The 25,438-nt window shown below is 73.1% G+C and carries 25 protein-coding genes; 7 read left to right on the top strand and 18 right to left on the bottom strand.

What is annotated here, in order from left to right; genetic code table 11:
- Positions 1 to 100 precede the first annotated feature (100 nt).
- The 5 genes from H3C53_09480 to H3C53_09460 form a co-directional block, all read right to left on the bottom strand.
- Complete coding sequence (locus tag H3C53_09480) at positions 101 to 820, bottom strand: TetR/AcrR family transcriptional regulator (GenBank protein MBW7916894.1); 720 nt, start codon at positions 818 to 820, stop codon at positions 101 to 103.
- A gap of 115 nt (positions 821 to 935) precedes the next feature.
- Entirely contained in the window at positions 936 to 1,286 is a 351-nt protein-coding gene (gene rplT / locus H3C53_09475; GenBank protein ID MBW7916893.1) for a 50S ribosomal protein L20, read from the bottom strand.
- 9 nt (positions 1,287 to 1,295) lie between these two features.
- Positions 1,296 to 1,493: a 50S ribosomal protein L35 gene (rpmI, locus tag H3C53_09470; GenBank protein MBW7916892.1), complete on the bottom strand. Its 198-nt coding sequence runs from the start codon at positions 1,491 to 1,493 to the stop codon at positions 1,296 to 1,298.
- 145 nt (positions 1,494 to 1,638) lie between these two features.
- Complete coding sequence (locus H3C53_09465; protein ID MBW7916891.1) at positions 1,639 to 2,172, bottom strand: translation initiation factor IF-3; 534 nt, start codon at positions 2,170 to 2,172, stop codon at positions 1,639 to 1,641.
- A 153-nt stretch (positions 2,173 to 2,325) separates the two neighbouring features.
- Entirely contained in the window at positions 2,326 to 3,333 is a 1,008-nt protein-coding gene (locus H3C53_09460) for a PIG-L family deacetylase (GenBank protein ID MBW7916890.1), read from the bottom strand.
- A gap of 90 nt (positions 3,334 to 3,423) precedes the next feature.
- On the opposite strand from H3C53_09460, the gene H3C53_09455 reads away from it, so the two are divergent.
- Both H3C53_09455 and H3C53_09450 read left to right on the top strand, forming a co-directional pair.
- Entirely contained in the window at positions 3,424 to 3,888 is a 465-nt protein-coding gene (locus tag H3C53_09455; GenBank protein MBW7916889.1) for a CoA-binding protein, read from the top strand.
- Between the two features lie 9 nt (positions 3,889 to 3,897).
- Positions 3,898 to 4,131, top strand: a complete 234-nt coding sequence (locus H3C53_09450) for a hypothetical protein (GenBank protein MBW7916888.1) — start codon at positions 3,898 to 3,900, stop codon at positions 4,129 to 4,131.
- Here the strand turns inward: H3C53_09450 and H3C53_09445 are convergent.
- The 5 genes from H3C53_09445 to gnd form a co-directional block, all read right to left on the bottom strand.
- Positions 4,092 to 4,841: an FAD-dependent oxidoreductase gene (locus tag H3C53_09445; GenBank protein MBW7916887.1), complete on the bottom strand. Its 750-nt coding sequence runs from the start codon at positions 4,839 to 4,841 to the stop codon at positions 4,092 to 4,094. The genes H3C53_09450 and H3C53_09445 overlap by 40 nt on opposite strands.
- A gap of 13 nt (positions 4,842 to 4,854) precedes the next feature.
- A complete protein-coding gene (locus H3C53_09440) occupies positions 4,855 to 5,529 on the bottom strand; it encodes a hypothetical protein (GenBank protein MBW7916886.1) in 675 nt (224 codons plus the stop codon).
- A complete protein-coding gene (ubiE, locus tag H3C53_09435) occupies positions 5,522 to 6,286 on the bottom strand; it encodes a bifunctional demethylmenaquinone methyltransferase/2-methoxy-6-polyprenyl-1,4-benzoquinol methylase UbiE (protein ID MBW7916885.1) in 765 nt (254 codons plus the stop codon). The genes H3C53_09440 and ubiE overlap by 8 nt, the downstream gene beginning before the upstream one ends.
- Before the next feature lie 62 nt (positions 6,287 to 6,348).
- Positions 6,349 to 6,600 (bottom strand): glutaredoxin family protein, encoded by a 252-nt coding sequence (locus H3C53_09430; protein MBW7916884.1) that lies wholly within the window; start codon positions 6,598 to 6,600, stop codon positions 6,349 to 6,351.
- Between the two features lie 162 nt (positions 6,601 to 6,762).
- A complete protein-coding gene (gene gnd, locus H3C53_09425; GenBank protein ID MBW7916883.1) occupies positions 6,763 to 8,217 on the bottom strand; it encodes a decarboxylating NADP(+)-dependent phosphogluconate dehydrogenase in 1,455 nt (484 codons plus the stop codon).
- Between the two features lie 142 nt (positions 8,218 to 8,359).
- Here gnd and typA point away from each other — a divergent pair, with 142 nt between their 5' ends.
- On the top strand, positions 8,360 to 10,165 hold the full coding sequence (gene typA, locus H3C53_09420) for a translational GTPase TypA (protein ID MBW7916882.1): 1,806 nt from the start codon (positions 8,360 to 8,362) through the stop codon (positions 10,163 to 10,165).
- Positions 10,166 to 10,203: 38 nt separating this feature from the next.
- Here typA and H3C53_09415 read toward each other — a convergent pair whose 3' ends face one another.
- Positions 10,204 to 11,016 carry a segregation/condensation protein A gene (locus tag H3C53_09415; protein MBW7916881.1) on the bottom strand — a complete coding sequence of 271 codons (813 nt, stop codon included), beginning with the start codon at positions 11,014 to 11,016 and terminating at the stop codon, positions 10,204 to 10,206.
- Positions 11,017 to 11,136: 120 nt separating this feature from the next.
- Here H3C53_09415 and H3C53_09410 point away from each other — a divergent pair, with 120 nt between their 5' ends.
- Positions 11,137 to 12,210 carry a quinone-dependent dihydroorotate dehydrogenase gene (locus tag H3C53_09410; GenBank protein ID MBW7916880.1) on the top strand — a complete coding sequence of 358 codons (1,074 nt, stop codon included), beginning with the start codon at positions 11,137 to 11,139 and terminating at the stop codon, positions 12,208 to 12,210.
- Here the strand turns inward: H3C53_09410 and H3C53_09405 are convergent.
- The 3 genes from H3C53_09405 to H3C53_09395 all read right to left on the bottom strand — a co-directional run bounded on the left by H3C53_09405 (position 12,207) and on the right by H3C53_09395 (position 14,975).
- Entirely contained in the window at positions 12,207 to 12,836 is a 630-nt protein-coding gene (locus H3C53_09405; GenBank protein MBW7916879.1) for a cob(I)yrinic acid a,c-diamide adenosyltransferase, read from the bottom strand. The genes H3C53_09410 and H3C53_09405 overlap by 4 nt on opposite strands.
- A gap of 32 nt (positions 12,837 to 12,868) precedes the next feature.
- Positions 12,869 to 14,104: a flavodoxin-dependent (E)-4-hydroxy-3-methylbut-2-enyl-diphosphate synthase gene (ispG, locus tag H3C53_09400; GenBank protein MBW7916878.1), complete on the bottom strand. Its 1,236-nt coding sequence runs from the start codon at positions 14,102 to 14,104 to the stop codon at positions 12,869 to 12,871.
- A 97-nt stretch (positions 14,105 to 14,201) separates the two neighbouring features.
- Entirely contained in the window at positions 14,202 to 14,975 is a 774-nt protein-coding gene (locus H3C53_09395; protein MBW7916877.1) for a histidinol phosphate phosphatase, read from the bottom strand.
- Positions 14,976 to 14,997: 22 nt separating this feature from the next.
- Here H3C53_09395 and H3C53_09390 point away from each other — a divergent pair, with 22 nt between their 5' ends.
- Positions 14,998 to 16,146, top strand: a complete 1,149-nt coding sequence (locus tag H3C53_09390; protein ID MBW7916876.1) for a deoxyguanosinetriphosphate triphosphohydrolase — start codon at positions 14,998 to 15,000, stop codon at positions 16,144 to 16,146.
- Between the two features lie 24 nt (positions 16,147 to 16,170).
- Here the strand turns inward: H3C53_09390 and H3C53_09385 are convergent, their stop codons facing one another.
- Entirely contained in the window at positions 16,171 to 17,250 is a 1,080-nt protein-coding gene (locus tag H3C53_09385; GenBank protein ID MBW7916875.1) for a protease complex subunit PrcB family protein, read from the bottom strand.
- Between the two features lie 125 nt (positions 17,251 to 17,375).
- Here H3C53_09385 and H3C53_09380 point away from each other — a divergent pair, with 125 nt between their 5' ends.
- Both H3C53_09380 and H3C53_09375 read left to right on the top strand, forming a co-directional pair.
- The gene (locus H3C53_09380) at positions 17,376 to 18,536 is read left to right on the top strand and encodes a hypothetical protein (GenBank protein MBW7916874.1); all 1,161 of its coding nucleotides are present in this window, start codon (positions 17,376 to 17,378) and stop codon (positions 18,534 to 18,536) included.
- Positions 18,536 to 20,365 (top strand): FAD-dependent oxidoreductase, encoded by a 1,830-nt coding sequence (locus tag H3C53_09375; protein ID MBW7916873.1) that lies wholly within the window; start codon positions 18,536 to 18,538, stop codon positions 20,363 to 20,365. The genes H3C53_09380 and H3C53_09375 overlap by 1 nt, the downstream gene beginning before the upstream one ends.
- A 2-nt stretch (positions 20,366 to 20,367) precedes the next feature.
- Here H3C53_09375 and H3C53_09370 read toward each other — a convergent pair whose 3' ends face one another.
- The 3 genes from H3C53_09370 to H3C53_09360 all read right to left on the bottom strand — a co-directional run bounded on the left by H3C53_09370 (position 20,368) and on the right by H3C53_09360 (position 25,299).
- Positions 20,368 to 23,157, bottom strand: a complete 2,790-nt coding sequence (locus H3C53_09370; GenBank protein ID MBW7916872.1) for a cation-transporting P-type ATPase — start codon at positions 23,155 to 23,157, stop codon at positions 20,368 to 20,370.
- Between the two features lie 61 nt (positions 23,158 to 23,218).
- A complete protein-coding gene (locus H3C53_09365; protein ID MBW7916871.1) occupies positions 23,219 to 24,412 on the bottom strand; it encodes a DUF815 domain-containing protein in 1,194 nt (397 codons plus the stop codon).
- Complete coding sequence (locus tag H3C53_09360) at positions 24,409 to 25,299, bottom strand: patatin-like phospholipase family protein (GenBank protein MBW7916870.1); 891 nt, start codon at positions 25,297 to 25,299, stop codon at positions 24,409 to 24,411. The genes H3C53_09365 and H3C53_09360 overlap by 4 nt, the downstream gene beginning before the upstream one ends.
- Between the last annotated feature and the right edge of the window lie 139 nt (positions 25,300 to 25,438).

Genomic DNA, 25,438 nt, shown 5'->3' with positions numbered 1-25,438 from the left:
GGGCCGCGAGCGCAGGCGCGTCCGTGCGTGACGGCGGCAGCGCAGCGGCTCAGCCGGCGCGCCCGCCCAGCGGGCGCGCCCGCTGAGCGGGCGCGCCCGCTCAGCCGCCGGGTGCCCGTTCGGCGGGCCCGGCGGACCCCGCCGCGCCGGCGCAGCACATGCCCTCGAGGCTGAGCTTCAGGGCGAGCCTGAACTCCTCGTGAACGGAGCGATCGCGGCGGTAGGCGGCCCACTGAAGCGCCGTGATGAAGTAGACGTTCGCCAACGTGCGGGCCAACCGCTCGGGCGAGTGGTCCGAGCGCAGGCCCCCCTCGCCCTGGGCGCGCCGGATGGCGTCCCTGAGGAGGGGGACGAGCGGTAGGGCCAGGAAGGCGGCGCGCGAGCGCTCCTCGTTCGGGTCGAGCAGCTCGAAGGAGATAGGGAGGATGAGCTGGTGGTGCCCGGCCACGAAGTCGGCGAGCTCGTCGAACAGGTAGGCGATCTCGCTGAGGCCGTCGAAGCCGGCGCGCCGCCGGCGCCTGCGTAGGCGCAGCGCGAGCAGTTCGAGCTGCTCGCCGAAGTAGGCGACCAGCATGCTCTCCTTGGTCGGGAAGTAGTTGAAGACGGTGCCGCGCGACACCCCGGCGCGGCTCGCGATCAGCTCGAAGGTGGCGCCCTTCAGGCCGCGCTCCTCGATCGAGGCCAGCGCGACGGCCAGGATGTGTGCTCGGCGGTTCGCCTTCCGGCGCGCGCGCCGCTCCGCGAGCGCCGTCCTAGTCGGCGCCGGCTTGGTCGTGCCCGGCTCGGCTTGGGCGTCGGGCGGGCCTGGCGGAGCGTTCACCCCGGCATCATACCGTCGGGCACGCATCCGCCGACTTGTTGGCGCCCCCACGCCAACGCCAAGCGCCGCCCGGGCACGGCCACGGGCGGCGCTCGACCCTACTGACGAGGCCCGGTCAGGCGTTGCGGGCGACGTCGATCAGGGCCTTGAAGGCGGACGGCTCGCGCACGGCCAGGTCGGCGAGGACCTTGCGGTCGAGCTGCACGCCGGCCTTGCGAAGCCCGGCGACGAAGCGGGAGTAGCTGAGCCCCTCGAGGCGCGCGGCCGCGTTGATGCGGGCGATCCAGAGCCTACGGAAGTCGCCCTTCTTGTCGCGGCGGTCGCGGTAGGCGTAATCGGCCGCGTTGAGGAGCGTCTGCTGGGCGATGCGGAAGCTCTTGGAGCGCAACCCCCAGTAGCCCTTGGCGCGCTTCAGGACCTTCTGGTGACGGCGACGGCGTACGATGCCGGTTCTAGCGCGTGGCACGCTGCCCCCTCACTCGTAGGGCAGGAGCGCCTTGATGCGCTCCGCCTCTGGCTTGGCGACGATGAGGTCCGTGCGTCCCTGGCGGATCTTGCGGCCCGACTTCTTGTAGTTCAGGTGCCGCTTGCCGGAGCGCATGGCCTTGACCTTACCTCGCCCTGTGATCTTGACACGGGCTTTGGTGCCCTTATGGGTCTTCAGTTTCGGCATGCTTGCTCTCTCCTAGTCGCTCTCTCGTGCGCGCGCCGGGGCGCGAGCACCTGCCGCCGTGGGCGGCAAGGCCCACGGATGTTACTACTTCACCCGGGGTCCGCGCCAGTCGCGCGCGGCGGGCGGGTCCGACGACCGGCGCGCGTCAGCCCTCCACCAGAGCTCCGGCGGGCCTAAGGATCATGTTCATGTCCATACCCGCGATCACCGGGGCGGCGTCTACGACGGCGAGCTCGGTGACGTCGGCGGCGACGCGGTTGAGGATGCCCTGCCCCAGCTCGGGGTGGGTGCGCTCGCGACCGCGGAACATGATGGTCACCTTCACCTTGTGACCGCTCTTCAGGAAACGGCGGATGTGGTTGACCTTCGTCTCGTAGTCGTGATCGTCGATCTTCACGCGGAACTTGATCGACTTCATCTCCTGCTGGCGCGAGCGGCGGCGCGCGTCCTTGGTCTGCTGCTGGAGTTCGAAACGGTACTTGCCGTAATCCATCAGCTTGGCGACCGGCGGCTGCGCGGCCTCGCCCACTAAGACGAGATCGAGGTCTTCCTCGCGTGCCATGCGGAGCGCGTCACGGGTCTCGACGATGCCGACCTGCTGACCGTCGGAACCGATGAGGCGCACCTGGCGCATGCGGATCTGCTCGTTCACCTTCAGCTCTTTCGAAATGGACTCCACCTCCTGGGCGAGTTGCTGCTCGGGCCGGCGTCTCACTGCGCGCCCACGGTTCGCGCGGGACACCGCGCGCCAGCGTCACAAACAGCGCTCGATTCTAGCAGAACGGCGCGGCACGGCACAACGCCACTCCCGCTCCGGCGGGCGGCCCGGCCGCTACTCGGGGGCGCGACTGAGAAGCTCGTTGCGCTTGGCGAACGACTGCAGGTAGCGCTTCATCATGGTCACCTGGCTGCGGTACTCGTAGATGGCCTGGAGCTTCGTGACCTCCCACTCCGGCTCGAGGTCGACGCGCTCCCAGGGCAGCTCACGCGCCCGTAGCGGTGGGAAGAGCGGCTGCCGCAGGTGGACGCCCTTCGGCAGCGGCCACTCGGGGTCGCCGTGGACGATGTACCACCGGCCGCTGTCGAGGTGACCAGTCGCCGCCAACGCCTCGGCCACGACGGCCCCGACGGCGCGGTGGTCGGGGTGCCTGTCGCGCAACGTCGGCGCGAGCACGAGTGTGGGAGCGAACTCCTCGATGACGGCGGCGACCTCGGCACGCAGCTCGGCTCCCGTGTACGCGAGGCCCGGCGAGCGCGCCTGTTCGTACGGCACGCTGGAGCGCAGGGTGTACGGGGACGTGTACACCCGGTCCGCCGGGCCGATCACCAGCTCGCGCAGGCCGCGGTCGGGGAACCCCAGGAGCGTCAGGTCGCCGGGAGCCAGCCCCAGGACGCCCATCGCGGCCTGCGCCTCACCGAAGCGCAAGCGGCCGAGCTTGACCATGGCGCTGCCCCGGCGCCCGAGCTCCCGCTCGGCGACCACCGCCGCCAGCTCGAAGGCGTCGCCCGCCGTGACGTAGACGACCCGCACGAGTGCCCCCGCCGCGAGGGCCTCTTGGATGAACCCCCCGCAGCACAACACCTCGTCGTCGGGGTGGGGCGCGAAGACCAACAGGCGGTCGCTCGCTGTGACCTGCGCGGCAGCAGGGAGGCGGGCCGCGCTGAGGTCGAAGCGCGTCTCGTAGAGCCACGCGCCCACCAGGGGCACGTTCACGAGCATGAAGGCCCCCACGAGGAGCGCCGCCGTGAGTGTCGCCATGGCCGCGCGCCAGCGGGCGCGGCTCAACCTGCGCCCACCACCGCCCGCCCCCCGCGCCGCCGCGCCGCCTAGCTCAGCCACCTCGCCAGCATCGCACGTGACGGTGGGGCGCCGCGGCAGGGTGGGTCGGCCACCGACACGCGGCCGGCGGCGGTGGCGATAGATTGAGGCATGGAACCGGCCGACGCAGACCTGAGACGGATCCTCGAGGAGAGCCGCGTGGTGGCCGTCCTCGGGGCAAGCACCAAGGACGAGAAGCCCGCGCACTTCGTGCCGGCCTACCTGATGCGGCACGGCTACCGGATCCTGCCCGTCAACCCCGCGGCCACCGGCGCGGAGCTGTTCGGCAGCGCCGTGCGCGCGACGCTGGCCGAGCTCGACACGCCCGTGGACGTGGTCGACGTGTTCAGGCGCCCGGCCGACATCCCCGCGCACCTGCCCGACCTCCTGGCGATGCGGCCACTGCCGAAGGTCGTGTGGTTCCAGCAGGGCATCCGCAACGACGCGGCCGCCGCCACGCTGGCGGCGGCAGGGATAGAGGTGGTGCAGGACCGCTGCATGCTCGAGGAGCACGAGCGCCTCGTCGGAGCGGGGGCGGGGCGTTCTCCCCTGCACCGCGGCGACGCCCGAGGGTAGGCTACGGGCATGGTGAGCTTCAGCACTGGCGAAGAGGTCCTCTACCGCGGCGAGCGGTACGTGATAAGCACGACGTCGCCGCAGCCGCCCTACCAGTACCGCCTGCTAGCCAGCACGCCCGACGGGGCGCGGGTGGTGTGGGCGCTCGCGTCGGAGCTCGGGAAGATGGAGCGTTACACGACGGCCCGGGACGACACGAAGGCCTACAAGAGCAGCGCGCCGGGAGCGGCCCGCCCAGACTGAGCGCCGTCGCCGGCGCCCAGCACCGCCGCCGCCAGCGCCATGCCGTCGCTGGCGCAGGCCTCGTACCCGAAGCGCCCCAGGCACGCGCCGGCCGCGTATAGGCCCGCCAGCCGGGGAGCCGCGTGGCGACCCTCCCCCACCTCGGCTGCAGTCAGCACGTCGAAGTGAACGGTGTACGGCAGCGCCCCACCCGCCCCGTCCAGCGCCAGCCTCTCCGGCCTAAGCGCGAAGCCGCGGCGCACCAGGTCGTCGCGCAGGTCGTCGTACGCCATCTCGCTGAGGCGACCTGCGTGCTCCACGCTCGCGCCGACTCTCAGGCGGGCGCCGAGGAAGCTGCCGACGCAGAGCGCCACGCGAGAAGCGCGGATGACGGGTCCCTCCCAGGTGCCCGCGCCCACTACTACGCCCTCCTCCACCAGCAGCTCGGAGACGGTGGACTGAAGCAGGTGCAGGCGGGGCTCGCGCTCGAGAAGCCGTTTCGCCTCGCGCCGCAGGCGCGCGCCGTTGGCCGCGGCCCGCTCCGCACCGCCGAGACACGCGGCCATTAGGCTGCCGGGCGGTGGCCGCAGCTCGCGGGCGCCGTGTGCCATCACGTAGAGGGTGTCCAGGCTCGTCGTGACCAGGACGGTGTCCGTGCCGGCGCGAGCCGCCGCGAACGCCGCTTCGCAGCCGGCGATGCCGCCCCCGACGACGAGGAGCCCGGCGGTCACGCCCTCCGTCCGTTCAGTGCAGGCCGGCGCCGAGCAGCAAGGGTCGGCGCCGGCCCGGCGCCCTCACGACGACGTGCTTGCCCGTGCGCGTGCGCTGGTAGATGACGGTGCCGGCGCGGGCGCCGACGAGCGGGACCACCTCCGCCGCCTCGAACAGCACCCGCATGTGGAGCGGCACGGCGCGCGTCAGGTGACCGATCTCGTAACGCTGATCGTCGTTCACGCGGTACCCGAGGAAGAAGTCGGGGACCTCCTCGCCCGAGTAGACGCAGAGGAGCGACCTCGCCTCCTCCGACCGGTAGTGCGCTACGGCCTCCCACACCGTGGCGGCCGCCTCCGCCTCCGTCACGAAGCTGACCTTCGCCCTGGCGGTGTCACCGAAGAACGCTGCCGGGAAGCGCTGCGACTGGGTGTAGTAACCGCCGGGCCCGACACGCAGCCGCATCACGTCGTTGTCGTACGCCCGGCCCTTGACGGTCCCCTTCAGGTGGTCGATGGCCAGCGAGAAACGCCGGTCGTGCCCGTCCTCGCCCTCCTCGAAAGAGGCGTCGAAGAGCATCGGGTCGGTGTTCACCTCGAAGCCGCCGTCGTCACCCGCAGGCAGGGCCAGAGGCGCAGGCCGACGCTCCGTGCCCGGACCGGGCGGCGGTGTCCGCGCCTCGCGAGCGACCTCGAACTCGTCAGTCATGCTCACCCTCCACAGGTTCGGATCCGACGCCCGCCACGTGCAACGCGGAGACCCCGAAGGTCTGCAGCCGGTACTCTACCGCCGCGAAACCGGAAGCGACCATGCGCTCCTTCAACGCCTCCGGCGTCAGGAACGCGAGCACCGACTCCGGCAGGTACGCGTAGGCGCCGGGCGCGCCCGACACCAGCCGGCCTACCCGCGGCAGGACCGCCCTGAAGTAGAAGCGGAACAGCGCCCCGAAGAGGCCTTCCGGCGGGGGCGGGAACTCGAGGACCGCGAGCCGCCCGCCGGGTCGCAGGACGCGCCTGAACTCCCGCAGACCCGCGTCGGGGTCGGCGAAGTTGCGCAGCCCGTAGGCGATGGTGACGGCGTCGAACGAGCCCGCCTCGAACGGAAGCGCCGTGCCGTCGCCAGGCAGGAACCGCACGGCCACGCCGCGCTTGGCGGCCTTGTCGCGGGCAAGCTCGAGCATGGGCGCCGCGAAGTCGACGCCCACGACGTCGGCGTCGGGTCTGGCGCGCTTGAGCGCGATGGCCAGGTCGCCAGTGCCCGTGGCCACGTCCAGCACCGAACCGCCGACGGGCACGGCGGCAAGCGCCGAGCGCGCGGCCTCCGCGCGCCAACGGCCGTCGACGCCGAGCGACAACACCCGGTTGAGGAGGTCGTAGGTGGGCGCGATGTCGGAGAACATGGCGCGTACGCGCTCCGCCCTATCGGTCGCGGCCTCCCGCTCCTCTCGCCTCCCGCTCACGGCCATGCCCGGGACGCTACCATGTGCGCCAAAGCGCAAGCGGCGCGCGGGGGTGCCGTGGTCCGCGGTCAACCCGGCGCGAGCCCGGCCCGTGCGAGCAGCTCGTGCGCCTTACCCGTCGAGAAGTTGGAGAGGCTCGCCGCCACGTCCCCGACGACGGCCGTCGGCACGCTGCGCTTGCCCGCGTTCAGCCGCATGACGAGCTCGAGCGCCTCCGGGTCCTCCTCGATGTTCACCTCCGTGAAGGCGATGCCCTTGGCGGTGAGGAACGCCTTCAGGGCGTGGCAGTCGGGGCACCACGTCGTGGTGTAGACGGTCATCGTCGGTTCGGTGGGATCGGACACCTGAGCTCCTTTGGTCGCGGTCGGTCGGGGTGCGGTCCGGACCGAGGAGCCAGGTTAACCCCCCCGTCGCGCCGGCCGGCGCTCCCGGCCTACCGCCGGCTGCTTGCGACGCCGTCGGTGGCGCTAGTGGCCCTCCGTTCAGGCCTCGTACGTGCCCGAGGTCGTCTTGCCGCCGTGGCCCGTCCAGTCGGTGTGGAAGTGCTGCCCGCGCGGGCGGTCGAGGCGCTCGTAGGTGTGGGCGCCGAAGAAGTCGCGTTGCGCCTGGATGAGGTTGGCCGGCAGGCGCGCCCGGCGGTAGCCGTCGTAGAAGGCGAGCGCCGCTCCCATCGCGGGGAGCGGCACGCCGGCCGCCACGGCCCGAGTCACGCTGCGGCGCCAGCCGCCCTGCGCCGCTTTCAGCGCCCGCGCGAAGAAGGGCACCACCAGCAGGTTGGCCAGGTCGGGGTCGGCCTCGTAGGCGGCCGCGATGTCGTTGAGGAAGCGCGAACGGATGATGCAGCCGCCCCGCCAGATGCGGGCGACGGCGCGGTAATCCAGGTGCCAGGCGAACTCCTCCGCCGCGGCGCGAAGCAGCATGAAACCCTGGGCGTACGAGGCGATCTTGGCGGCGTAGAGGGCCTGTTCCAGGTCGACCTCGAGCTCGCGGGCGTCGGGGCGCTGAGCGCCGGGCGGCCCGGCAAGGACGCTAGAGGCCGCCGCGCGCTCGTCCGTGCGCGCGGAGAGGTAACGCGCGAACACCGCCTCGGCGATGAGCGTGAGCGGCACTCCTAGGTTCAAGGCGTCGACGGCCGTCCACTTGCCCGTGCCCTTCTGGCCCGCCGAATCGAGGATCTTCTCCACCAGCGCCTCGCCGTCGGGCTCGACGTGCTCGAAGATCCGCGCCGTGATCTCCACCAGGTAGCTGTCGAGCACGCCCTCGTTCCAGCGGGCGAAGAGGGCGGCGAGGGCGGCCGCGTCGAGACCGCCGACCGTCGCGAGCAGATCGTACGCCTCGGCGATGAGCTGCATGTCCCCGTACTCGATGCCGTTATGCACCATCTTCACGAAGTGCCCAGCGCCGTCCTCCCCCATCCACTCGCAGCACGGCGCGCCGTCGACCTTGGCCGCGATGGCCTGCAGCACGTCCCTCACGAGGGGCCAGGCCTCGGCGTGCCCGCCCGGCATGATGGACGGGCCGGTGCGCGCGCCCTCCTCACCGCCCGACACGCCCGTGCCGACGTAGAGTAGGCCCGCCTCGCGCAGGGCGCGGGAGCGCCTGCTGGAGTCGAGGTGGTTGGAGTTGCCGCCGTCGATGATCACGTCGCCCCGCTCGAGCAGCGGCACGAGTTCGTCGATCACGGCGTCCACGGCGGCGCCGGCCTTGACCATCAACATCACCCGGCGCGGACGCTCGAGGGCGGCCACCAGCGTGGCGAGGTCGTGGTGGCCCGTCACCCGCCTGCCCGCCGCCGGTCCCGCCATGAACTCCTCCGTGACGGCACCCGTGCGGTTGTACACGGCCACGGAGAAACCGTGATCCGTCATGTTGAGCACCAGGTTCTGGCCCATGACGGCGAGGCCGACCAGGCCGATGTCCGCTCGCTGTTCGCTCATGACCCCAGCTTACCCGCCGGTTCGGGCCCTCGCCCCCGCCACCGGGCGGACGCGCGTTCGCGACCCCAGGTAGCGCGCCCGTCCGCTATACTCTCCCGTTCCGCCCGCGTCAACTGCAGGGCAAAGCGAACACGGAGAGCCAATGAACCATCGCAACGTCGCCATAATCGCCCACGTCGACCACGGCAAGACCACGCTCGTCGACGGGCTCTTGCGCCAGTCGAACGTCTTCCGCGCCAACCAACAGGTGGCGGAACGCGTGATGGACTCGGGCGACATCGAACGCGAACGGGGGATCACCATCCTCGCCAAGAACACCGCCGTCGAGTGGAAGGGCGAGAAGATCAACATCGTCGACACGCCCGGCCACGCCGACTTCGGGGGCGAGGTCGAGCGGGCGCTGACGATGGTCGACGGCGTGCTCCTCCTGGTCGACGCCGCCGAGGGGCCCATGCCGCAGACGCGCTTCGTGCTCAAGAAGGCGCTCGCCCGGGGCCTCAAGCCGATCGTGGTCATCAACAAGGTCGACAAGCGCGACGCCAGGCCCGACGAGGTGGCGTCGCTGACGTTCGACCTGATGGTCGACCTTGGCGCGGACGACCACCAGCTCGACTTCCCCATCATCCACGCCGTGGCGCGCGAGGGGCGCGCCTGGCGCGAGGGCGACGCCCCCGGCACCGACCTGGCGCCGCTCTTCCAGGTCATCCACGACCACGTGCCGCCGGCCAAGGCCGACCCCGACGCCCCGTTCCGGTTCCAGGTGGCCAACCTCGACTACTCCGACTACCTGGGGCGGTTGGCGTTGGGCCGCGTGCTCGACGGCACCGTCCGGCCCGGCGACACGGTCGTCCGCGTCGCGCCCGGCAAGGCGCCCGAGAAGGTCCGCGTCACCAAGGTGTACACGCACCTGGGCCTCAACCGCATCGAGACGGAGACGGGGCTGCCCGGCGACATCATCGTCCTCTCGGGCCTTGGCGACGTGACGATCGGTGACACCCTGTGCGACCCGGAGCACGTTGCCGCGCTGCCGGCCGTGGAGGTGGACGAGCCAACGGTGAGCGTGACGTTCTCGCCCAACACCTCGCCGTTCGCGGGGCGCGAGGGCACGTACGTCACGAGCCGCCACCTGGCCGACCGCCTCGAGCGCGAGCTCCTCGTCAACGTGGCGCTCCGCGTGGAGCCCGTCGGGAGCGAGCGTTACCGCGTGAGCGGCCGCGGTGAGCTGCACCTCTCGATCCTGGTCGAGAACATGCGCCGCGAGGGTTACGAGTTCAGCGTCTCGCGCCCCGAGGTGATCATGAAGGAGGACGGGGGGGCGGTGCTCGAGCCGTTCGAACGCGTGCTGTGCGACATACCCAACGGCGCCATGGGGAGCGTCATGGAGTCGCTCACGGCGCGGCGCGGTGTGTTGGTGAGCATGGACCCGGGCGAGACGCGCTCGCGCCTCGAGTTCCGCATCCCCAGCCGCAGCCTGTTCGGCTACCGCAACCTGTTCCTCTCCATGACGCAGGGGGAGGGGCTACTCAACCACACGTTCGACGGCTACGAACCGTTCGCGGGCGAGGTCACCACGCGCAACCACGGCTCGCTCGTGTCGATGGAGGCGGGCGAGGCCTTCGCCTACAGCCTCTTCAAGCTCGAGGACCGCGGCATCTTCTTCATCGACCCCGGCACCGAGGTGTACGTGGGGATGATCGTGGGCGCCAACGCGCGCATGGGCGACCTCGACGTCAACGTCTGCAAGAACAAGAAGCTCACCAACGTGCGCGCCGCGGGCTCCGACGACAACCTGCTGCTCACGCCGCCCAAGCGCCTTACGCTCGAGGAGGCGCTCGAGTACCTCGACGACGACGAGCTGCTCGAGGTCACGCCGCGGTCGCTGCGGCTGCGCAAGCGCGTCTTGGACCCGAACATGCGCAAACGCGAGCGGGGCAAGGCGCTGGCCTGACGGCCCCGGTCGGGGCTTGCGGAGGCCGCGCCGCGGCCCTAGCCGCCGGCGCCCACGCGGGCCGGCGCCTCGGAGCGTGCCGGGCCGGCCCAGTCGTCCTCGGGCTCGGCGGGAGCCGGGTCGTCGTCGGCGCCCCCGGTGGGCACTCCCCGCGTCGCACCGGCGACGACGATGGGACCGTAAGGCTCTGCCTGCTCGGCCGTGACTCGACCCTCGCGGAGCAGCTCCAGCAGCGCAGCCAGGCCCACGGTGCGCGTTGGCCAGTCGCGCGCATCCAGCAGGTCGAACAGCGGCGCGCGCCCCGCCCGCCGCAGCGCGCTCAGGACACGACGCGCCACCCCGGCCAGGGTGAGGCGCTCGAGCGCCAGTTCGAAGTAGCCCCCGACGCGGTAGCGCCCCGCCAGCCGTGCGAGGTCGCGCGGCGTGACCCTGAGGGGGCGTTCGCGGCGCGGGTAGTCGGGCGGCCGAGCCACGGCCGGCACGACGATGCGCCGTTCCTCGCGCCGGCGGCGCAGGAACAGGATCGCCTCCTCCAGCTCCTCCAGCAGCGCCACCGCCTCGAGGGCGGCGCTCACATCGTCGACCTCGTCGCCGTGGTCCTCTCGGGGAGGCTTGGGCAGGAGGAGCCGCGTCTTGAGCTCGATGACCTGTGCCACCCGCGGGAGGGCCTCCGTGGCCAGCTCCAGGTCCGCGGCGGCGTGGCGTCCGAAGTAGTCGAGGTAGGCGCGCACCAGCAGGTAGAGGTCGACGTCCGCCGGCGCGAGCGTCTGCGTGCGCAGCGCGTGCGCCAGCTCCGTCAGCGACCCTTGGAAGCGCGCCTGGTCGACCAGGAACTGCTCGGACTCCTGCACCGAGCGACGTTACCACGGCACCCGGGGGCGCCCTGGGCGCACCCAGGGCGCGCCCTGGGCGCACCCGGGTAAGCTTGGGCGCCGCCGGGCCGGCCGGTCGCGAGCGGGGCGAGGTCACTCATGAACGTCTACTCACAAGCCAAACGCTTGCTGTTCCGGTTGGAGCCGGAGCGCGCCCACGACCTGGTGATGGGCGGGTTGGCCCTCGCGAGCCGCAGCGCCGCGCTCCCGCGCCTCATGGCCATGACGCGCGGCGCGCCCGACCCGCGCCTGGCCGTCGAGGCGTTCGGGCTCCGCTTCCCGAACCCGCTGGGGTTGGCGGCCGGCCTCGACAAGGACGGCGTGGCGTTCCCCGCCCTGGCAGCGCTCGGCTTCGGGGCAGTGGAGGTCGGCAGCGTGACGGCGCTGCCTCAACCCGGCAACGCCCGGCCGCGCCTCTTCAGGTTGGTGGAGGACGAGGCCCTCGTCAACCGCATGGGGTTCAACAACGCGGGCGCCGCCGCGCTGGCCGCGCGCCTGGCACGCCTCGACCGCGGGCGCGTGCCCGGCGTCGTGCTGGGAGTGAACGTGGGCAAGTCGCGCGTCGCGCGAGCCGAGAGCGCCGCCGACGATTACCGCGCCGCGCTAGGCGAGGTCTGGCGGGTGGCCGACTACCTGACACTTAACGTCTCGTCGCCGAACACCCCGGGCCTGCGCGCCCTGCAGCGCACCGAGCCGCTCCTGGCGCTCCTGCGCGTGGCGGCCGAGCTGAGGACCGAACTGGGAGCCAAGCCGGTCCTCGTCAAGCTCGCCCCCGACCTCAGCGACGACGAGATCGCCGAGCTCGTCGAGGCGGCCGAGCGGGGTGGCGCGGCGGGGTTGATCGCCACCAACACCACCCTGGCGCGCGCCGAGCTCGCCTCCCCCCACCGCACCCAGGAGGGCGGCCTGTCGGGCCGTCCGCTGGCGCGGCGCGCCCTGCGCGTGCTGGAACTGGTCCGCGCGCGCACCCAGCTGCCGGTGGTGGCGGTCGGCGGGATCGCGGGACCCGCCGACGCGCTCGACCGCTTCAGGGCCGGCGCGGACCTCCTTCAGCTCTACACTTCGTTCGTCTACCGCGGTCCTCGCGTCGTCACCGACGTCCTGGCGGGCCTGTCGGCCGAACTGGACCGGCGCGGCCTCGGTGCCGTCCGTGAGTTGAAGGGGCGCGTCTAGCCGTCCGCGGGGCGCTTGCGCTCGGGCTTGCGCGCCTGCCAGATGACCTCCGGCACCCCGGCCCGCAGGCACGCCACGCGTGCCAGCACGAAGAACAGGTCGGAGAGCCGGTTGAGTAACGGCAGCACGCTCTCCCCCACCTCCTCCCCGCGGGCGAGCGCGACCGCGTGCCGTTCCGCCCGGCGGATGGTGGCGCGCGCCAGCTGGAACGCACCCGATGCCGGGGTGCCACCCGGCAGTATGAAGTGCGTGAGCGGCGGCAACTCGAGCGAGTACTCGTCGATGAGCGCCTCGAGGTGCTCGACGTCCTCCGGCAGTATCGGTTGGATGAAGGCGCGCGTCCGCGTGCCGCCGGGGGTGGCGAGGTCCGCCCCGAGGTCGAAGAGCAGGCTCTGCAGCCGCGCCAGGTCGGCGTCGAGCTTGGCGAAGCCCGCCTTGGCGTCGGCGCCCCCCGTGGCGGCTGCCGCCGCGGCGTCCCGTGCCAGCTCGGCTCGCGCCAGGCCGAGCGCCGCGTTGGCCTCGTCCACGGTGCCGTAGGCCTCCACCCGCGCGTCGTCCTTGCCCACGCGCGCCCCGCCGAACAGGGCGGTGCTGCCATCGTCGCCCGTGCGTGTGTAGATCTTCATGCCCTCACCATACGCGCAGGCGGCCGGGTCGGTCAGGCGCCGGCGGGGTCGGGGACGCCGTAGCGGGTCCTGACGTAGTCGTCGAGGAGGCGGTTGAAGTCGCCGGCGATGTCGGGGCCTTGCAGCGTGGTCAGCAGCTTGCCGTCCTGGTAGACCGGCGCGCGGGGCGACTCGCCGGTGCCCGGCAGGCTGATGCCGATGTCGGCGTGCTTCGACTCGCCGGGGCCGTTCACCACGCAGCCCATGACGGCCACCTTGAGCCCCTCGACGCCCGGGTAGCGCTCCTTCCAGGCGGGCATGGCCGCCTTGAGGTGCGCCTGGATGTCGCGGGCCATCTCCTGGAACAGCGTGCTGGTGGTCCTACCGCACCCCGGGCACGCCGTCACGCTCGGGGCGAAGCGCCGCAGGTCGAGCGCCTGCAGTACCTCCTGGGCGATCTCCACCTCGCGCTCCCGCGGCGCCCCCGGGTCCGGCGTGAGGGACACCCTGATGGTGTCGCCGATCCCCTCGGCCAAGAGGGGCGCCAGGGCCGCCGTGCTCGAGACGGTCCCCTTCACGCCCATGCCGGCCTCCGTGAGGCCGAGGTGGAGCGGGTAGTCGCAGCGCGCGGCCAGGCGGCGGTAGACCTCCCACAGGTCGCGCACGCCGCTCACCTTGGCGCTCAGGACGATGCGGTCGTGCCCCAGGCCGTGCGCCTCGGCCGCCTCGGCGGACCGCAGCGCGGACTCGATGAGGGCCTCCAGCAGTACCTCGTGCCCGGGCTTCGGTTCGGGCAACCTGCCGTTGTCGTCCATCATGCTCGTGAGCAGCGCCTGGTCGAGCGAGCCCCAGTTGACGCCGATCCGCACGGGTTTGCCGTTGTCCTTCGCCACGTCGATGATGGTCAGGAAGTTCGCGTCGTGGCGCCTGCCCGGCCCCACGTTGCCTGGGTTGATGCGGTACTTGTCGAGGTTGGCGGCCATGGCGGGGTGGGCGGTGAGCAGCGCGTGGCCGTTGAAGTGGAAGTCGCCAACTATGGGCGCCGTCACGCCCATGTCGGCGAGGCGCTCCCTCAGCTCCGGGACGGCCGCGGCGGCGCGCGTGTCGTTGACGGTCACGCGCACGATCTCGCTGCCGGCCCGCCACAGCGCGGCCACCTGCTCCGCCGTGGCGGCGGCGTCGGCCGTGTCGGTGTTCGTCATCGACTGCACGACGACGGGGTGGCCGGCGCCCACGGGGACGCCGCCCACCCAGGTCGTCGGAGTCTGGCGTCTCGGGGTCTGGTCCATCGGCAACGAGTCTACTACCGCCTCGCCCTCGCGCCGGTCGGCGGGGTACGAGCGGGCGTCGCGGAGGGCGCCCTCCGCGGCGGCGGCGCGGCGCGGCTCAGCCCGCGATCAGGGCGAGCACCTCCGGCAGGAGCCGCAGCGACGTGCTAAGGCCCTCGCCGCCGTGGATGCCGGGCCGGCCGCTCCAGTCGCCGAAGTAGCCGCCGGCCTCGGGCAGGATGACGCCGAACGGTCCGGCGTCGTACGGGTTCAGCACGGGGTCGAGCATGAGTTCCAGGCGCCCGGAGGCGACGAGGGCGTGGCCGTAGGCGTCCGACCAGCCGACGCGGTAGTAGCTGGCGGCGGCGATGCGCTCCCAGGCGGCGGCGCGCCCGTGGGGCGCGAACGAGGCCGCGTCCGTGAACGACACGAACGACCGCGCCAGCGTCGGCGTGTCCCTCACGCGGACGCGGCGGCCGTTGAGGTGAGCGCCAAGGCCCTTGGCGGCGTAGAGCATCTCTCCGAGGGCCGGGAAGTAAGCGGCGCCGACGACCGGTTCCCCTTCCTCCTCGAGGCCGAGCAACACGGCGTAGAGGGGCACGCCGCGCATGAAGCTCTTGGTGCCGTCGATCGGGTCGATGTACCACTTGAGGGGGGCCGACTCGCGCGCCACCCCCCACTCCTCACCCACCAGCCCGTGGTCGGGGTAGGCCGCCTCCAGCCGCGCCCGGATCAGCTCCTCGGCGGCCCTGTCGGCCTGGGTGACGGGCGAGTCGTCCGCCTTGAACTCGGCCTCCGGGTCGGTGCCGAAGTAGCCGAGGGTGAGGCGGCCGGCCTCGTGGGCGGTGCGCACGCAGGTGTCGAGGAACTCGGCGAGCAGGGTCGTTCGCATGGCTTGGTATGGTACCGCCACCATGCTGATGACGCGTGAACAGCTCGAGCGCAACGAGCGGCAGACCCTGGCGCCGTACGCCACCCTGGCGGCGGGCTCGCGCGGGCGCATCCACGCCGAGGGCGAGAGCGCCTACCGGACGGCGTTCCAGAAGGACCGCGACCGGGTCGTGCACACGAGCGCGTTCAGGCGCCTCGAGTACAAGACGCAGGTGTTCGTCAACTACGAGGGCGACTACTACCGCACGCGCCTCACCCACACGCTCGAGGTGGCGCAGGTCGCCACGAGCATCGCGCGAGCGCTCGGGCTGAACGAAGACCTGAGCGAGACGATAGCCCTGGCGCACGACCTGGGGCACCCGCCGTTCGGGCACGCGGGCGAGAAGTCGCTCGACACGCTCGCCGCGGGGGTCGGCGGCTTCGACCACAACCGGCAGAGCCTGCGCATCGTCACGAAGCTCGAGCGGCGTTACCCGGGCTTCCCCGGCCTCAACCTCACGTGGGAGACGCTCGAGGGCATCATGAAGCACGAGACGGAGTACGACGTGCCCGACCCGAGCTGGGAGCCGGACGTGCAGCCGTCGCTGGAGGCGCAGGTCGTCAACGTGGCGGACGAGGTCGCCTACAACGCGCACGACCTCGACGACGGCCTGCGCTCCGGCCACCTGCGGCCGGCCGGGGTGGCGGAGGTCCCGATCGTGGGCGAGCTGTTCTCACGCCTGGGGTTGAGCGCCGAGCGCTTCGACTCGTCGCAGCGTTACGTCCTCATCCGCGAGCTGCTGGGCGACGTTATCACAGACGTCGTCCACGCCACTCACGCGCGCCTGACCGAGCGGGAGGTCACGGACCTCGACGGGGTGCGGCAGGCGCCCGGCAAACTGCTGGCGCCGTCGGAAGGCATGGCGCGGCGGTTGGGTGAACTCAAGGAGTACCTCTACGCCAACTTCTACTTCCATCACCGCTTGATCCGCATGACGCGCAAGGCGCACCTCATACTCGAGCGCATCTACCACGCCTACGTCGAGACGCCCGACATGCTGCCGCCCGACGTGGCCGCCCAGGCGCCCGAGCTCGGGCTCGAGCGGGCCGTCACCGACTACATCGCCGGCATGACCGACCGCTACGCCAACGAGGAGTACCGCCGGCTCTTCGATCCGCTCGCCCTCACCTGAGGCTGCCGGCGGCTCAGGCCCTCGTCACTGTTCCCGCCTGGCCACCCCCACGAGGTTGCCACTCGCCGCGTCGCGCAGCCATGCGGCCTGGTAACCCGCGCGCAGCACGCGCAGGACCAGCCACGGGCTCGTGAGCGCCTGGGTGGTGATGGTGCCGGGACCGGGCTCGGTCAGCCGCAGGTCGAGGTAGAGCTCGCCCCCCTCGTCGCGCGCGTCGACGACGTCGACGCCGTAACCGCCCGTGGGCTTGCTGCCGAGGAAGAGCGCCACGACGGTCTCGCGGCGGTAGTCGAGCTCGGGCAGCGGGGGCACCGTCAGCTGGCTGCCGTAGGCGCGCTGCCACAGGGCGATGAGCTCGTCCCGGCTCGTGACGAGCTGGTAACTGGCGCCCTGGAACCCGACGGCCTGGCTGCCGCGCGCCACCACCTCCCACGTGAGCTCCTCGGCGGCGCCGCCGGCGACCTCCTCGCTGACCTCCACCCCGAGTTGGACGAACACCCCGGTTCGGCTGTGCTCCGAGAGGCCGTCGACGGGGTGGGTCGGCAGGCTCGCCGTGGGAAGCACTGCGAGCGCGAACGGCCGGCCCCGCGCCTCCAGAGCCGCGGCCAGCGCGTCGGCTTCGGCGCCGCTCAGCTCGCCGAGGCCCCTCAGCCGGTTGAGGCGCGGTCTCGGCACGACGCGCTGGACGGTGCCGGCCTGCCCCTCGTCGAGGAGGCGCAGGTACGACTGACCGTCGAAGTAGACGACCTCGCTCACGTCGGCGCCGAGCTCCAGGCGCACGTCCGTCGTGAAGAGCAAGCGGCTCACGGCGATAGGCGCCCCCTCGAGGCGCTCGAGTGACTGGCGCAGGTACGGCCCGCCGTCGACCATGAGGGCGCCGGCCACGGCGAACGGTCGCCCGCCGCCGGCCTGCGCGGCGTCCGGCTCCGCCAACGTGAGTGACCGATTGCCGTATAGCAGCTCCCCGGTCTGGCCGTAGAAGTAGGTGTAGCGCGCGTTCTCGACGCCGTAGACGTAGAGGTCGTGCATCTTCAACGCCGAGGTCGGCACGCAGCCTCCCAAGAGCAGCAGCGAGGTGGCCACCAGCAGCCAGGTTCTGGGCATCTGACCCTCCGCCAGGATGCTATCACCCCCCGTAGGCGCGCCCGTAGGGACGCCCGCAGGGGCGCCCGTAGGGACGCCCGCAGGGGCGCCCGCTCCGGCCGCGACGGCCTTGCTATGCTCCGCCTGTGGCTGACCCGACGCGCGTGCTGATCCTGTCGGCGTCCATCGGCGGAGGTCACGTGGCCGCGGGCAACGCCCTGCACGCGGCCCTGGAGGCTGAGGGGGCGGTGGCGTCACACGTCGACCTCCTCGAACACACCGCCGTGCCGTTCCGGCGGCTCTACCGCCAGGCATACTTCGACCTGGTCCGGACCGTCCCCGACCTCGTCGAGTGGGTCGGCCGCCGCCTCGACAGGCGACCGAGCGAGCTCAAGAGCGTGCAGCAGCGCCTGCGGGCGCGCGTCACGCGTCTGCTGTCGTACGAGGTGCCGCGCATGATCGACAGGTACCGCCCCGACGTGGTCGTCCACACCCACTTCCTCGGCGCCGAGATCGTGTCGGGCCGCATGCGCCGGCACCGGCCGCTGCCGCAGGCCGAGGTGATCACGGACTTCACAGCTCACGCCTTCTGGCTGCAGCCGGGCATCGCGCGCTACTTCGTCGCCTCCGACGACGTGCGGGCGCAGTTGTTGGCGGCCGGCGTCGACGAGCACCGCGTCCGCGTGACGGGCATCCCGATCGACGCGCGCTTCAGCGAGCTGCCGGGCCGCGCCGAGGCGCGCGCGCTGCTCCAGGTGCCGGGCGACCGCGAGTTGCTGCTGGTGCTGGCGAGCGGCCTTGGCGAGAAGACCCTCCAGGCAATCCTCGATCAGGTCGTGGCGTTCCGCTGGCCGCTCCACGTGATGGTCGTGTGCGGCCGCAGCAGCGAGCTGCTATCGCTGGCCCGCTCCTACGTGGAGCGCGTCAGCGGGCCCATCGGCTACACGGTGGCCGGCCTGGTGACCGACATGCCCACGCGCATGGCGGCGGCCGACATCCTGATCTCCAAGCCGGGCGGACTCACCAGCAGCGAGGCCCTCGCGGCACGCCTCCCCATGATGCTCGTGAGCCCGTACCCGCTGCAGGAGGAGATAAACGCCAACGTGCTACTCGAGCACGGCGTCGCCGTGCGGGTGGAGCCCATAGCCACGTTCGGCCACAAGCTGCGGCGCCTGCTCGAGGCGCCGGCGCGCCTGGAGGAGATGCGCGCCGACTGCGCCGAACTTGCCCGCCCGAGGGCGGCGACCGCCGTCGCCACGACGGTGTTGGGCGAGCTCGTGACCCGCAACAGGAGCCGCGAGGCCTGATGGCCCTGCGGGTCGCCCTCGCTACGCTGCTGGTTACGCTGGCGGCGCACGGCGCCGCGCAGGCGCCGGCCGGGGGGTCGAGCCGACTTGGCCCCAGCGACCCCGGCGCGGGCGGGACGGCCTACTTCGACGTCGTCGTGTACGGGAGCGAACCGGAGGGGATCGTCGCCGCCGTGGCCGCCGCCGAGGAGGGGGCGCGCACGCTCCTCGTGACAGGCGACGTCCGCCTCGGCGGCCTGTTCGTCCTCGGCGAGCTGAACATGCTCGACATGCGCACGCAACCGTTCAACTACCAGCGCGGATTGTTCGAGCGGTGGTGGCGCCTCGTGGGCGCCCACGACGCGTTCGACGTCCTCAGGGCCGAGCGCGCCTTCGAGCGGCTGCTCGACGAGGCGGGCGTGGAGGTATGGCGTGGCGTCGGCTCGGTGGCGCCGCGGCTCGAGTCCGGTCGGCTCCGCGGCCTGACGCTCGGGGCTCGGCGCGTGGCCGTCAACGCGTTGCAGGTCATCGACGCCTCCGCCAACGCCGACCTCGCCGCCGCCGCCGGCGCGCCGTTCGACTTCGGTTGGGAGCGCTTCGGCGTCGACCAGCGGCAGGCGGACACGCTGGTGCTCAACGTCGGCGGGGTCGACTGGGCGGCGCTCAGGCGCGGGATAGCGGCGCGGGGCCGGTCGTACGCCAGCATGCGCGACACGGTGGCGTGGGGGCACTTCGGCGGCGTGCCCGCCGCCTACGTGGCGACGCGCGAAGGCACCCGCCTCAGGGGCCTCAACCTCGGCCTGCAGGAAGACGGCAGCGTGCTGATCAACGCCCTGCTCCTGTACGGCCTCGACCCGCTCGACCCCAGCAGCCTCGACGCCGGCCGCGACAAGGGCCTGGCCGAGGGCGAGGCGATCGTCGCCTACCTCAGGGAGCACCTCCCGGGCTTCGAGCGGGCGCGGCTGGCCGGCGCCGCCCAGGAACTCTACGTGCGCGAGGCGCGCCACCTCCTGGCCGATTGCGTCCTGAGCGCCGACGACGTCCTCTCGAACCGCGTGACGCCCCACGACGTCGCGGCCGGCGGTTACCCGCTGGACGCGCAGAGCCTCACTCCGCAGGACGCGGGCTTCGTGTGGGGCGCGCCCGACATCTACGGCGGGCGGCTCTGCATGTTGGTCAGCTCACAGGTGGAGGGGCTCTGGGTCGTCGGCAAGAGCGCCGGCTACGACCCCGTCGCCTTCGCTTCGGCGCGCGTCGTCCCGTTCGGGATGGCCATGGCGGAGGCGGCGGGCGTGGCGGCGGCGGCGGCGGTGCGGCTCGAACTGCCCGCCCACGACGTCGTCCACGACGACGAACACCTGCAGCTGGTGCGCCGACGCCTGACCGCCAGGGGGGCGCTGCTCCCCGAGGTGCGGGAGCGCCCACCGGTCGGCCCCACGCGACACCCGGCGTACTCCGCCTTCCGGGTGTTGGTGGCGCGCGGCCTGGCCGTGGGAGGCTACGACAACGACCCGAAGCTCGACACCCCCATGACGTCGCTGTCGTTCGCTTACCTCCTGGGTCACGTCGGCACGCGCTTCTACTTCCACCGCGACCTGGCGAGCCGGCTGGTGGCCGCGACCCTCGAACTGACGGGCGGCGACGCCGCCGCGCCGCTGACGGCCTCGCTGGCGGCGCGCCTGCTCGCCGAGGCCGCCTGCGTCATGAGCCATTGCCCCGATGGCGACGACTGGCCGGCCGTCCGAGCGGCCGGGCTCGCCGACTTCGACCCGCCCCACGGCACCCTCACGCGCGGCGACGCCTACCGACTGGCGGCGGCGTTGGCCACCCGGGGCCGGCAACGGCGCTAGGGTCACGCCACCCGGCCCAACCCGAGCGCCTTGCAGAGCCGGCCCAGCAGCAGCGGCAGCAGCCCGCCGACCGCCACCAGCGCCCAGCCGCCCGCGCCGAGGAGCTCGACGCCAAGGAGCTCCCTCGGGCCGGGCAGCGCGACGGCCAGGCCCAGGACGGCGCTACAGGTCAGCGCGGCGCTCCACAGCCAGCCGTCACGGGCGGGCCGCGATCCGGAGGCGGCGGCGCCCGGCTCGCGCATGTTGAAGACGTGCCACACCTGGCCGAGCGCCAGCACGAGGAAGGCGACGGTGACGGCGGTGGCGGTGGTGGCGCCGGGGAGCCGGAAGGCGGCGAGGAACGCCCCTAGCGTCACGGTCGTCAGCAGGGAACCGTAACCCACGACGCTCCGCCAGTGCCGGCCGGCCAGCAGCGGCTCGTCGGCGGGGCGTGGCGGCCTCGTCATGGAGCGGGCGCCGCCGCGGTCATCGCCGCGACCGGCCCCGAGCGCCAAGGCCGGCAACACGTCGGTGACCAGGTTCAGGAAGAGGATCTGCAGTGGCAGTAGCGGCAGCGGGTAGCCCGCCAGGCCCGCCACGCCGATGACGAGCACCTCGCTCAGGTTGCAGGACAGCAGGTAGACGACGAAGGCGCGGATGGACTCGAAGATGGCGCGGCCCTCCTCCACCGCCGCGACGATCGTCGGGAAGGCGTCGTCGAGCAAGACCATGTCGGCGGCCTCGCGCGCGACCTCCGTGCCCCGCAGACCCATGGCCACCCCGATGTCGGCCCTGCGAAGGGCGGGCGCGTCGTTGACGCCGTCACCCGTCATGGCGACCACGTCGCCGCGCTCCTGGTGAAGCTCCACCAGCCGGAGCTTCTGTTCCGGCGAGAGCCGCGCGAGCACGCCGGCGGCCGCCAGCTCGCGGCGGCCCGCCGCGCCGCCTTCGAGGAGGGTCGCGACCGCCCGGCCGTCGAGCACACCGGCGCCCCCGTCGAGACCGACCTCTTCCGCCACGCGCGCCGCCGTGACGGCCTGATCGCCGGTCGCCATGAGCACGCGGATGCCTGCGGCGCGACAGCGGGCGACGGCCTCCTTCACGCCCGCGCGCGGCGGGTCGGCTAACGCGACCAGGCCCACCAGCGCCAACCCCTCGTAGGGCGATGGCGGCGGCGCGGCGGCGCGGCGCTCGGCCAGCGCGAGCACCCGCCAGCCGCGCGCCGCGAGCTCGCGGTTCCGCTCGAGCCACAGCTCGCGCGCGGCCGCCGTCAGCGGTTCACGCCGTCCTCCCCCTGCCGCTACGACCTCCACGGCCCTGCTCACGACCTCGCCCGGGGCTCCCTTCACCGCCATCCACACGTCCGAGCCGGTCCCCTCGGCGACCGCCCCGCGGTGCACGGTGGCCATCAGGCGCGTGTCGGCGTCGAACGATTCCTGCGCCAGCTCGGGGTGACGCGCCAGGACGCTCGCGCGCTCGACGCCGGCATCTCGGGCCGCCGCGAGGAGGGCCAGTTCCAGCGGGTCGCCGACGCCCGCGCCGGGCTCGGCCCCCGCGGGCAGTTCGGCCGTCACGCAGAGAGCCGCGAGGGTGAGGGCGTGGCGGAGCTCCGCGTCGAGTTCCGTCTCGGTCGCCCCCGCCGGCTGCGTTGCCGGCGGAGGCGGCACCGCGCCGACCCGCGCCGCGCTCGGGTCAAGCGGCCCGCCCTCACCGAGGGTCACGACTCCGGAAGGCAACCACATCTGCGCGACCCTGAGGCGGTTCTCGGTCAGCGTCCCCGTCTTGTCGGTGATGATCACGCTCGTCGCGCCGAGCGTCTCCACCGCGGCCAGCCGATTGACGAGGGCGTTGCGGCGCGCCATGCGCCTCACGCCGCCCGCCAACGTGAGCGTCGCGATGACCGGCAACCCCTCCGGGACCGTGGCCACCGCCAACGCGATGGCCGTCTGCACCAGCACCAGCCAACCCTTGCCGCTCCCGATCCCGGTGAGGGTCACGGTCACCGCGACGACGAGGGTGAGCCAGAGCAGGCGGTGCGCCAACCCGGCGAGGCGCGCCTCCAGCGGGGTGCCGGGCGGCGCGGCGGTGCCGACCAGCCGCCCGACCCGGCCGAGCTCGCTCGCCGCGCCGGTCGCGACGACGACCGCCTCGCCCGCCCCCCGCGTGACGGCGGTACCCATGTGGAGCATCGGGGCTCGCTCGTGCACCTCCGCCGCCCTTCGGATCGCGGCGACCGCCTTGGCTACCGGCACCGACTCCCCCGTCAGGCTCGACTCGTCGGCCTCCAACCTGCTCGCCTTGACGAGGCGTGCGTCGGCGCCCACCAGGTCACCGGCCTCGACGATCAGGACGTCGCCGGGCACGAGCGTCGCGGCCGGCACGACCAGGAGCCGGCCGTCGCGGCGCACCCGGGCGGTCGGCGCCCCCAGGCGCCTGAGCGCCTCGACGGACCGCACGGCCTTCAGCTGCGTGGCGAACCCGATGGCGGCGTTTAGGGCGAGCACCGCCAGTATCGCGCCCGCCTCGGCCCACTCGCCGAAGCCGGCCGAGAGTGCCGCCGCGGCGGCCAGCAGCGCCACCAGGGCGCCCTTGAACTGGTCGAGCAGGACCCGCCACCAGGCGCGCGGCGTCGTGGCGGCGGCGACGTTCTCGCCGTGACGGCGCAGCCGCTCGAGGGCGTCGGCCCCTGCCAGGCCCGCCGCCGGATCCACCCCGAGCAGGCAGGCGACCGCATCGGCGGTCTCCGCCCAGGGCGCCTCCCCACCGTACGCGGGGGCGGCGGGTGACTCCCGCCTGGTCGCGACGTCCGCCACGCCTCCAAGCTAAGCGCGGCGCCGGGCTCCGACCAGGGCTAGGCGCCCCGGTGCGCCCGCCTCACTGGCTGTCCACGAACTGCCTGGCCGTCCTGCCCGACAGCCCGTTGTTCCAGTCGGCGAAGCGCAAGGCCCGCTCGACCAGGTCCGCGTCGACCGCGAGGCCCCGCGCCGCGGCGAGGGCGCGCACGAGCTCCAGGTAGCGGCGCTGGTCGGCCCCCGGGAAGGTGATGACGAGCCCGAAGCGGTCCGCCAGCGCCAGCCGCTCCTGGGTCGTGTCCCAGGCGTGCACGTCGTCGTCGAGCGGGTCGGGGCGGTCGCGGAGGCGCTCTCTCACCAGGTGCCGCCGGTTCGAGGTGGCGTACACCAGCGTGTTGGCGGGGCGGCGCCGCAGCCCGCCGTCGAGGAGGCTCTTGAGCGGCCGGTAGGCGTCGTCCTCTCCCTCGAAGGCAAGGTCGTCGACGAAGAGCACGAACTTCAGTGGCTGCGGCCTGAGCAGTTCTAGCAGTCGCGGGAGCCCCTCCAGCGTCGCGGGCGCCACCTCGACGAGGCGCAGGCCCCCCTCGGCGTAGCGGTGCACCAGGCCGCGCACGGCGGTCGACTTGCCGCTGCCGCGCGCGCCGTACAGGAGGCAGTCGTTGGCCGGTCGCCCCGCCAACAACGCCTCCGTGTTGGCGGCGAGGCGCGTGAGCGGCCCATCCAGCCCCGCCAGCTCCTCCCAGGCCGGCGCGTCGGGGTAATTGAGCGGCTCGAGGTTCCCGTCGCGCCAGGTCAGGGCGGGATGGAGGCTCGCCGGCCCGTTCCCCACCTCGCCCAGCAGCCCGAGGTAGACGTCCAGGAGGGCGTCGGCGTCGGCACCGAGGAGCGCCTGGGCCAGCCGGGCCACGCGCGCCTGGGCCACTGGCTCCAACGGCGACGACGCCAGGTCGGTCAGCGTGACGCCGGCCGCGTTACGGCCCACGGCGCCGCTGGGCTCCATCACGCGCCTGAGCGTCTCGGCGAGGCGCCACAGCTCGGCGCGCGCCAGGGCGGTCAGCCCCGAAGGCACGGCACCGACGGCGTAGGGACTCAGCACGGTCCGGTGGGCCATGACCGTGTACGCCACGGCGGCGGCCGGGTCGGGGTGGCCGGCCGCGGCCAGCGCCACGGGCAGGTCGACGCTGGCGGCGCTGGCCTCGCGGCGCGCCAGGAAGGGCGTCCACCAGGGGGCGGCGGCAAGCGCCGGGAACAGCGAGGGGGTCGTCGGGGGCGTCATCCGGACGAGAGTACCTCGGGCCCGCGTTCCTGGCCGCCGCCGGTCAGCAGCGCGCGCGTGGCGAGTTCGCCGGCCCGGATGGCCGCCGGCGAGCGGTGGAAGTCCCACCAAGAGATGTGCGGCTCGACGCGCAGCAGCGTCGCGTCGTCGGGAACGACGAGCCCCTTGCTGTAGGAGCCGAGCGAGATGGCGAGGCCGCGGTAGATCTGACCCAGTGGCCCGCCGGGCGCGACGCGCTCGCCGCCCCTCAGGAAGGCGCGGCCGGCGGCCGTGGCGTTGAAGCGCCTGATCTGCCTGACCACGCTCGAGTGCCTCACGTCCACCCCGGCGTGCACGCCGAGCCGCCACACGCCCGGCATGCGGGTGAGGGTGCTGAACGGCACCGGCTCGACGAAGCCGCCGTCGATCAGCAGTCGGTCCCGCCACCGCACCGGCGCGAAGAGCCCGGGCAGTGCGCAGCTCGCCCTGACCGCGTCGGCCACCGACCCGGAATCGAGGCGCACCAGCGCTCCCGTGCCCAGGTCGGTCGTGGCGATGGCGAGCGGCACCTGGACCTCGTCGAACGACGCCCCCTGGAAGAACTTGCGATCCAACCAGTCGCGCAGGCGGCGCCCGTTGACGACGGCCCCGCGGTGAAGGCCGAAGTCGACGCCCTGCCGCCACACCTCGGCCATGTCCTGCTCCCGTACGATCCGCTCGAGTTCCAGCGCGCTGCCGGTCAGCGCGTACAGGGCGGCGACGACGGCCCCGAACGACGTCCCGCCCAGCATGACGGGCCGCACGCCCGCCGCCTCGAGCGCCTTGAGAACGCCCACGTGCACCAGGCCCCGCGCGGTGCCTCCGCCCAGGGCGAGGGCGACGGCAGCGCCTGCACCGAACGCCTGCATGCGGCGATGTTACAACCGACCGCGCGGAGCCGGCCGCGCGGAGCCGACCGCGCGCATGGCCGACCGCCCGCGGAGCCGACCGCGCGCGGAGCCGACCGGCCGGGCGGGAGGCCGGTGGTAGACTCCTTGGGTCATGTCG

It is taken from the genome of Trueperaceae bacterium (genome assembly GCA_019454765.1).
GTDB lineage: Bacteria > Deinococcota > Deinococci > Deinococcales > Trueperaceae > JAAYYF01.
Note: the sequence above shows the minus strand (reverse complement) of the source record. Positions and strands in the feature narration are given on the sequence as shown.

Bases quoted from the DNA above. Each gene is read 5' to 3' on its own strand.
- rpmI (MBW7916892.1), bottom strand. From the start codon at position 1,493: ATGCCGAAACTGAAGACCCATAAGGGCACCAAAGCCCGTGTCAAGATC.
- H3C53_09395 (MBW7916877.1), bottom strand. From the start codon at position 14,975: ATGCGAACGACCCTGCTCGCCGAGTTCCTCGACACCTGCGTGCGCACC.
- H3C53_09405 (MBW7916879.1), bottom strand. From the start codon at position 12,836: ATGAAGATCTACACACGCACGGGCGACGATGGCAGCACCGCCCTGTTC.
- typA (MBW7916882.1), top strand. From the start codon at position 8,360: ATGAACCATCGCAACGTCGCCATAATCGCCCACGTCGACCACGGCAAG.
- ubiE (MBW7916885.1), bottom strand. From the start codon at position 6,286: ATGGCCGTGAGCGGGAGGCGAGAGGAGCGGGAGGCCGCGACCGATAGG.
- H3C53_09410 (MBW7916880.1), top strand. From the start codon at position 11,137: ATGAACGTCTACTCACAAGCCAAACGCTTGCTGTTCCGGTTGGAGCCG.
- H3C53_09365 (MBW7916871.1), bottom strand. From the start codon at position 24,412: ATGACGCCCCCGACGACCCCCTCGCTGTTCCCGGCGCTTGCCGCCGCC.
- H3C53_09450 (MBW7916888.1), top strand. From the start codon at position 3,898: ATGGTGAGCTTCAGCACTGGCGAAGAGGTCCTCTACCGCGGCGAGCGG.
- gnd (MBW7916883.1), bottom strand. From the start codon at position 8,217: ATGAGCGAACAGCGAGCGGACATCGGCCTGGTCGGCCTCGCCGTCATG.
- H3C53_09390 (MBW7916876.1), top strand. From the start codon at position 14,998: ATGCTGATGACGCGTGAACAGCTCGAGCGCAACGAGCGGCAGACCCTG.
- H3C53_09440 (MBW7916886.1), bottom strand. From the start codon at position 5,529: ATGACTGACGAGTTCGAGGTCGCTCGCGAGGCGCGGACACCGCCGCCC.
- H3C53_09385 (MBW7916875.1), bottom strand. From the start codon at position 17,250: ATGCCCAGAACCTGGCTGCTGGTGGCCACCTCGCTGCTGCTCTTGGGA.
- H3C53_09430 (MBW7916884.1), bottom strand. From the start codon at position 6,600: ATGACCGTCTACACCACGACGTGGTGCCCCGACTGCCACGCCCTGAAG.
- ispG (MBW7916878.1), bottom strand. From the start codon at position 14,104: ATGGACCAGACCCCGAGACGCCAGACTCCGACGACCTGGGTGGGCGGC.
- H3C53_09360 (MBW7916870.1), bottom strand. From the start codon at position 25,299: ATGCAGGCGTTCGGTGCAGGCGCTGCCGTCGCCCTCGCCCTGGGCGGA.
- H3C53_09375 (MBW7916873.1), top strand. From the start codon at position 18,536: ATGGCCCTGCGGGTCGCCCTCGCTACGCTGCTGGTTACGCTGGCGGCG.
- H3C53_09455 (MBW7916889.1), top strand. From the start codon at position 3,424: ATGGAACCGGCCGACGCAGACCTGAGACGGATCCTCGAGGAGAGCCGC.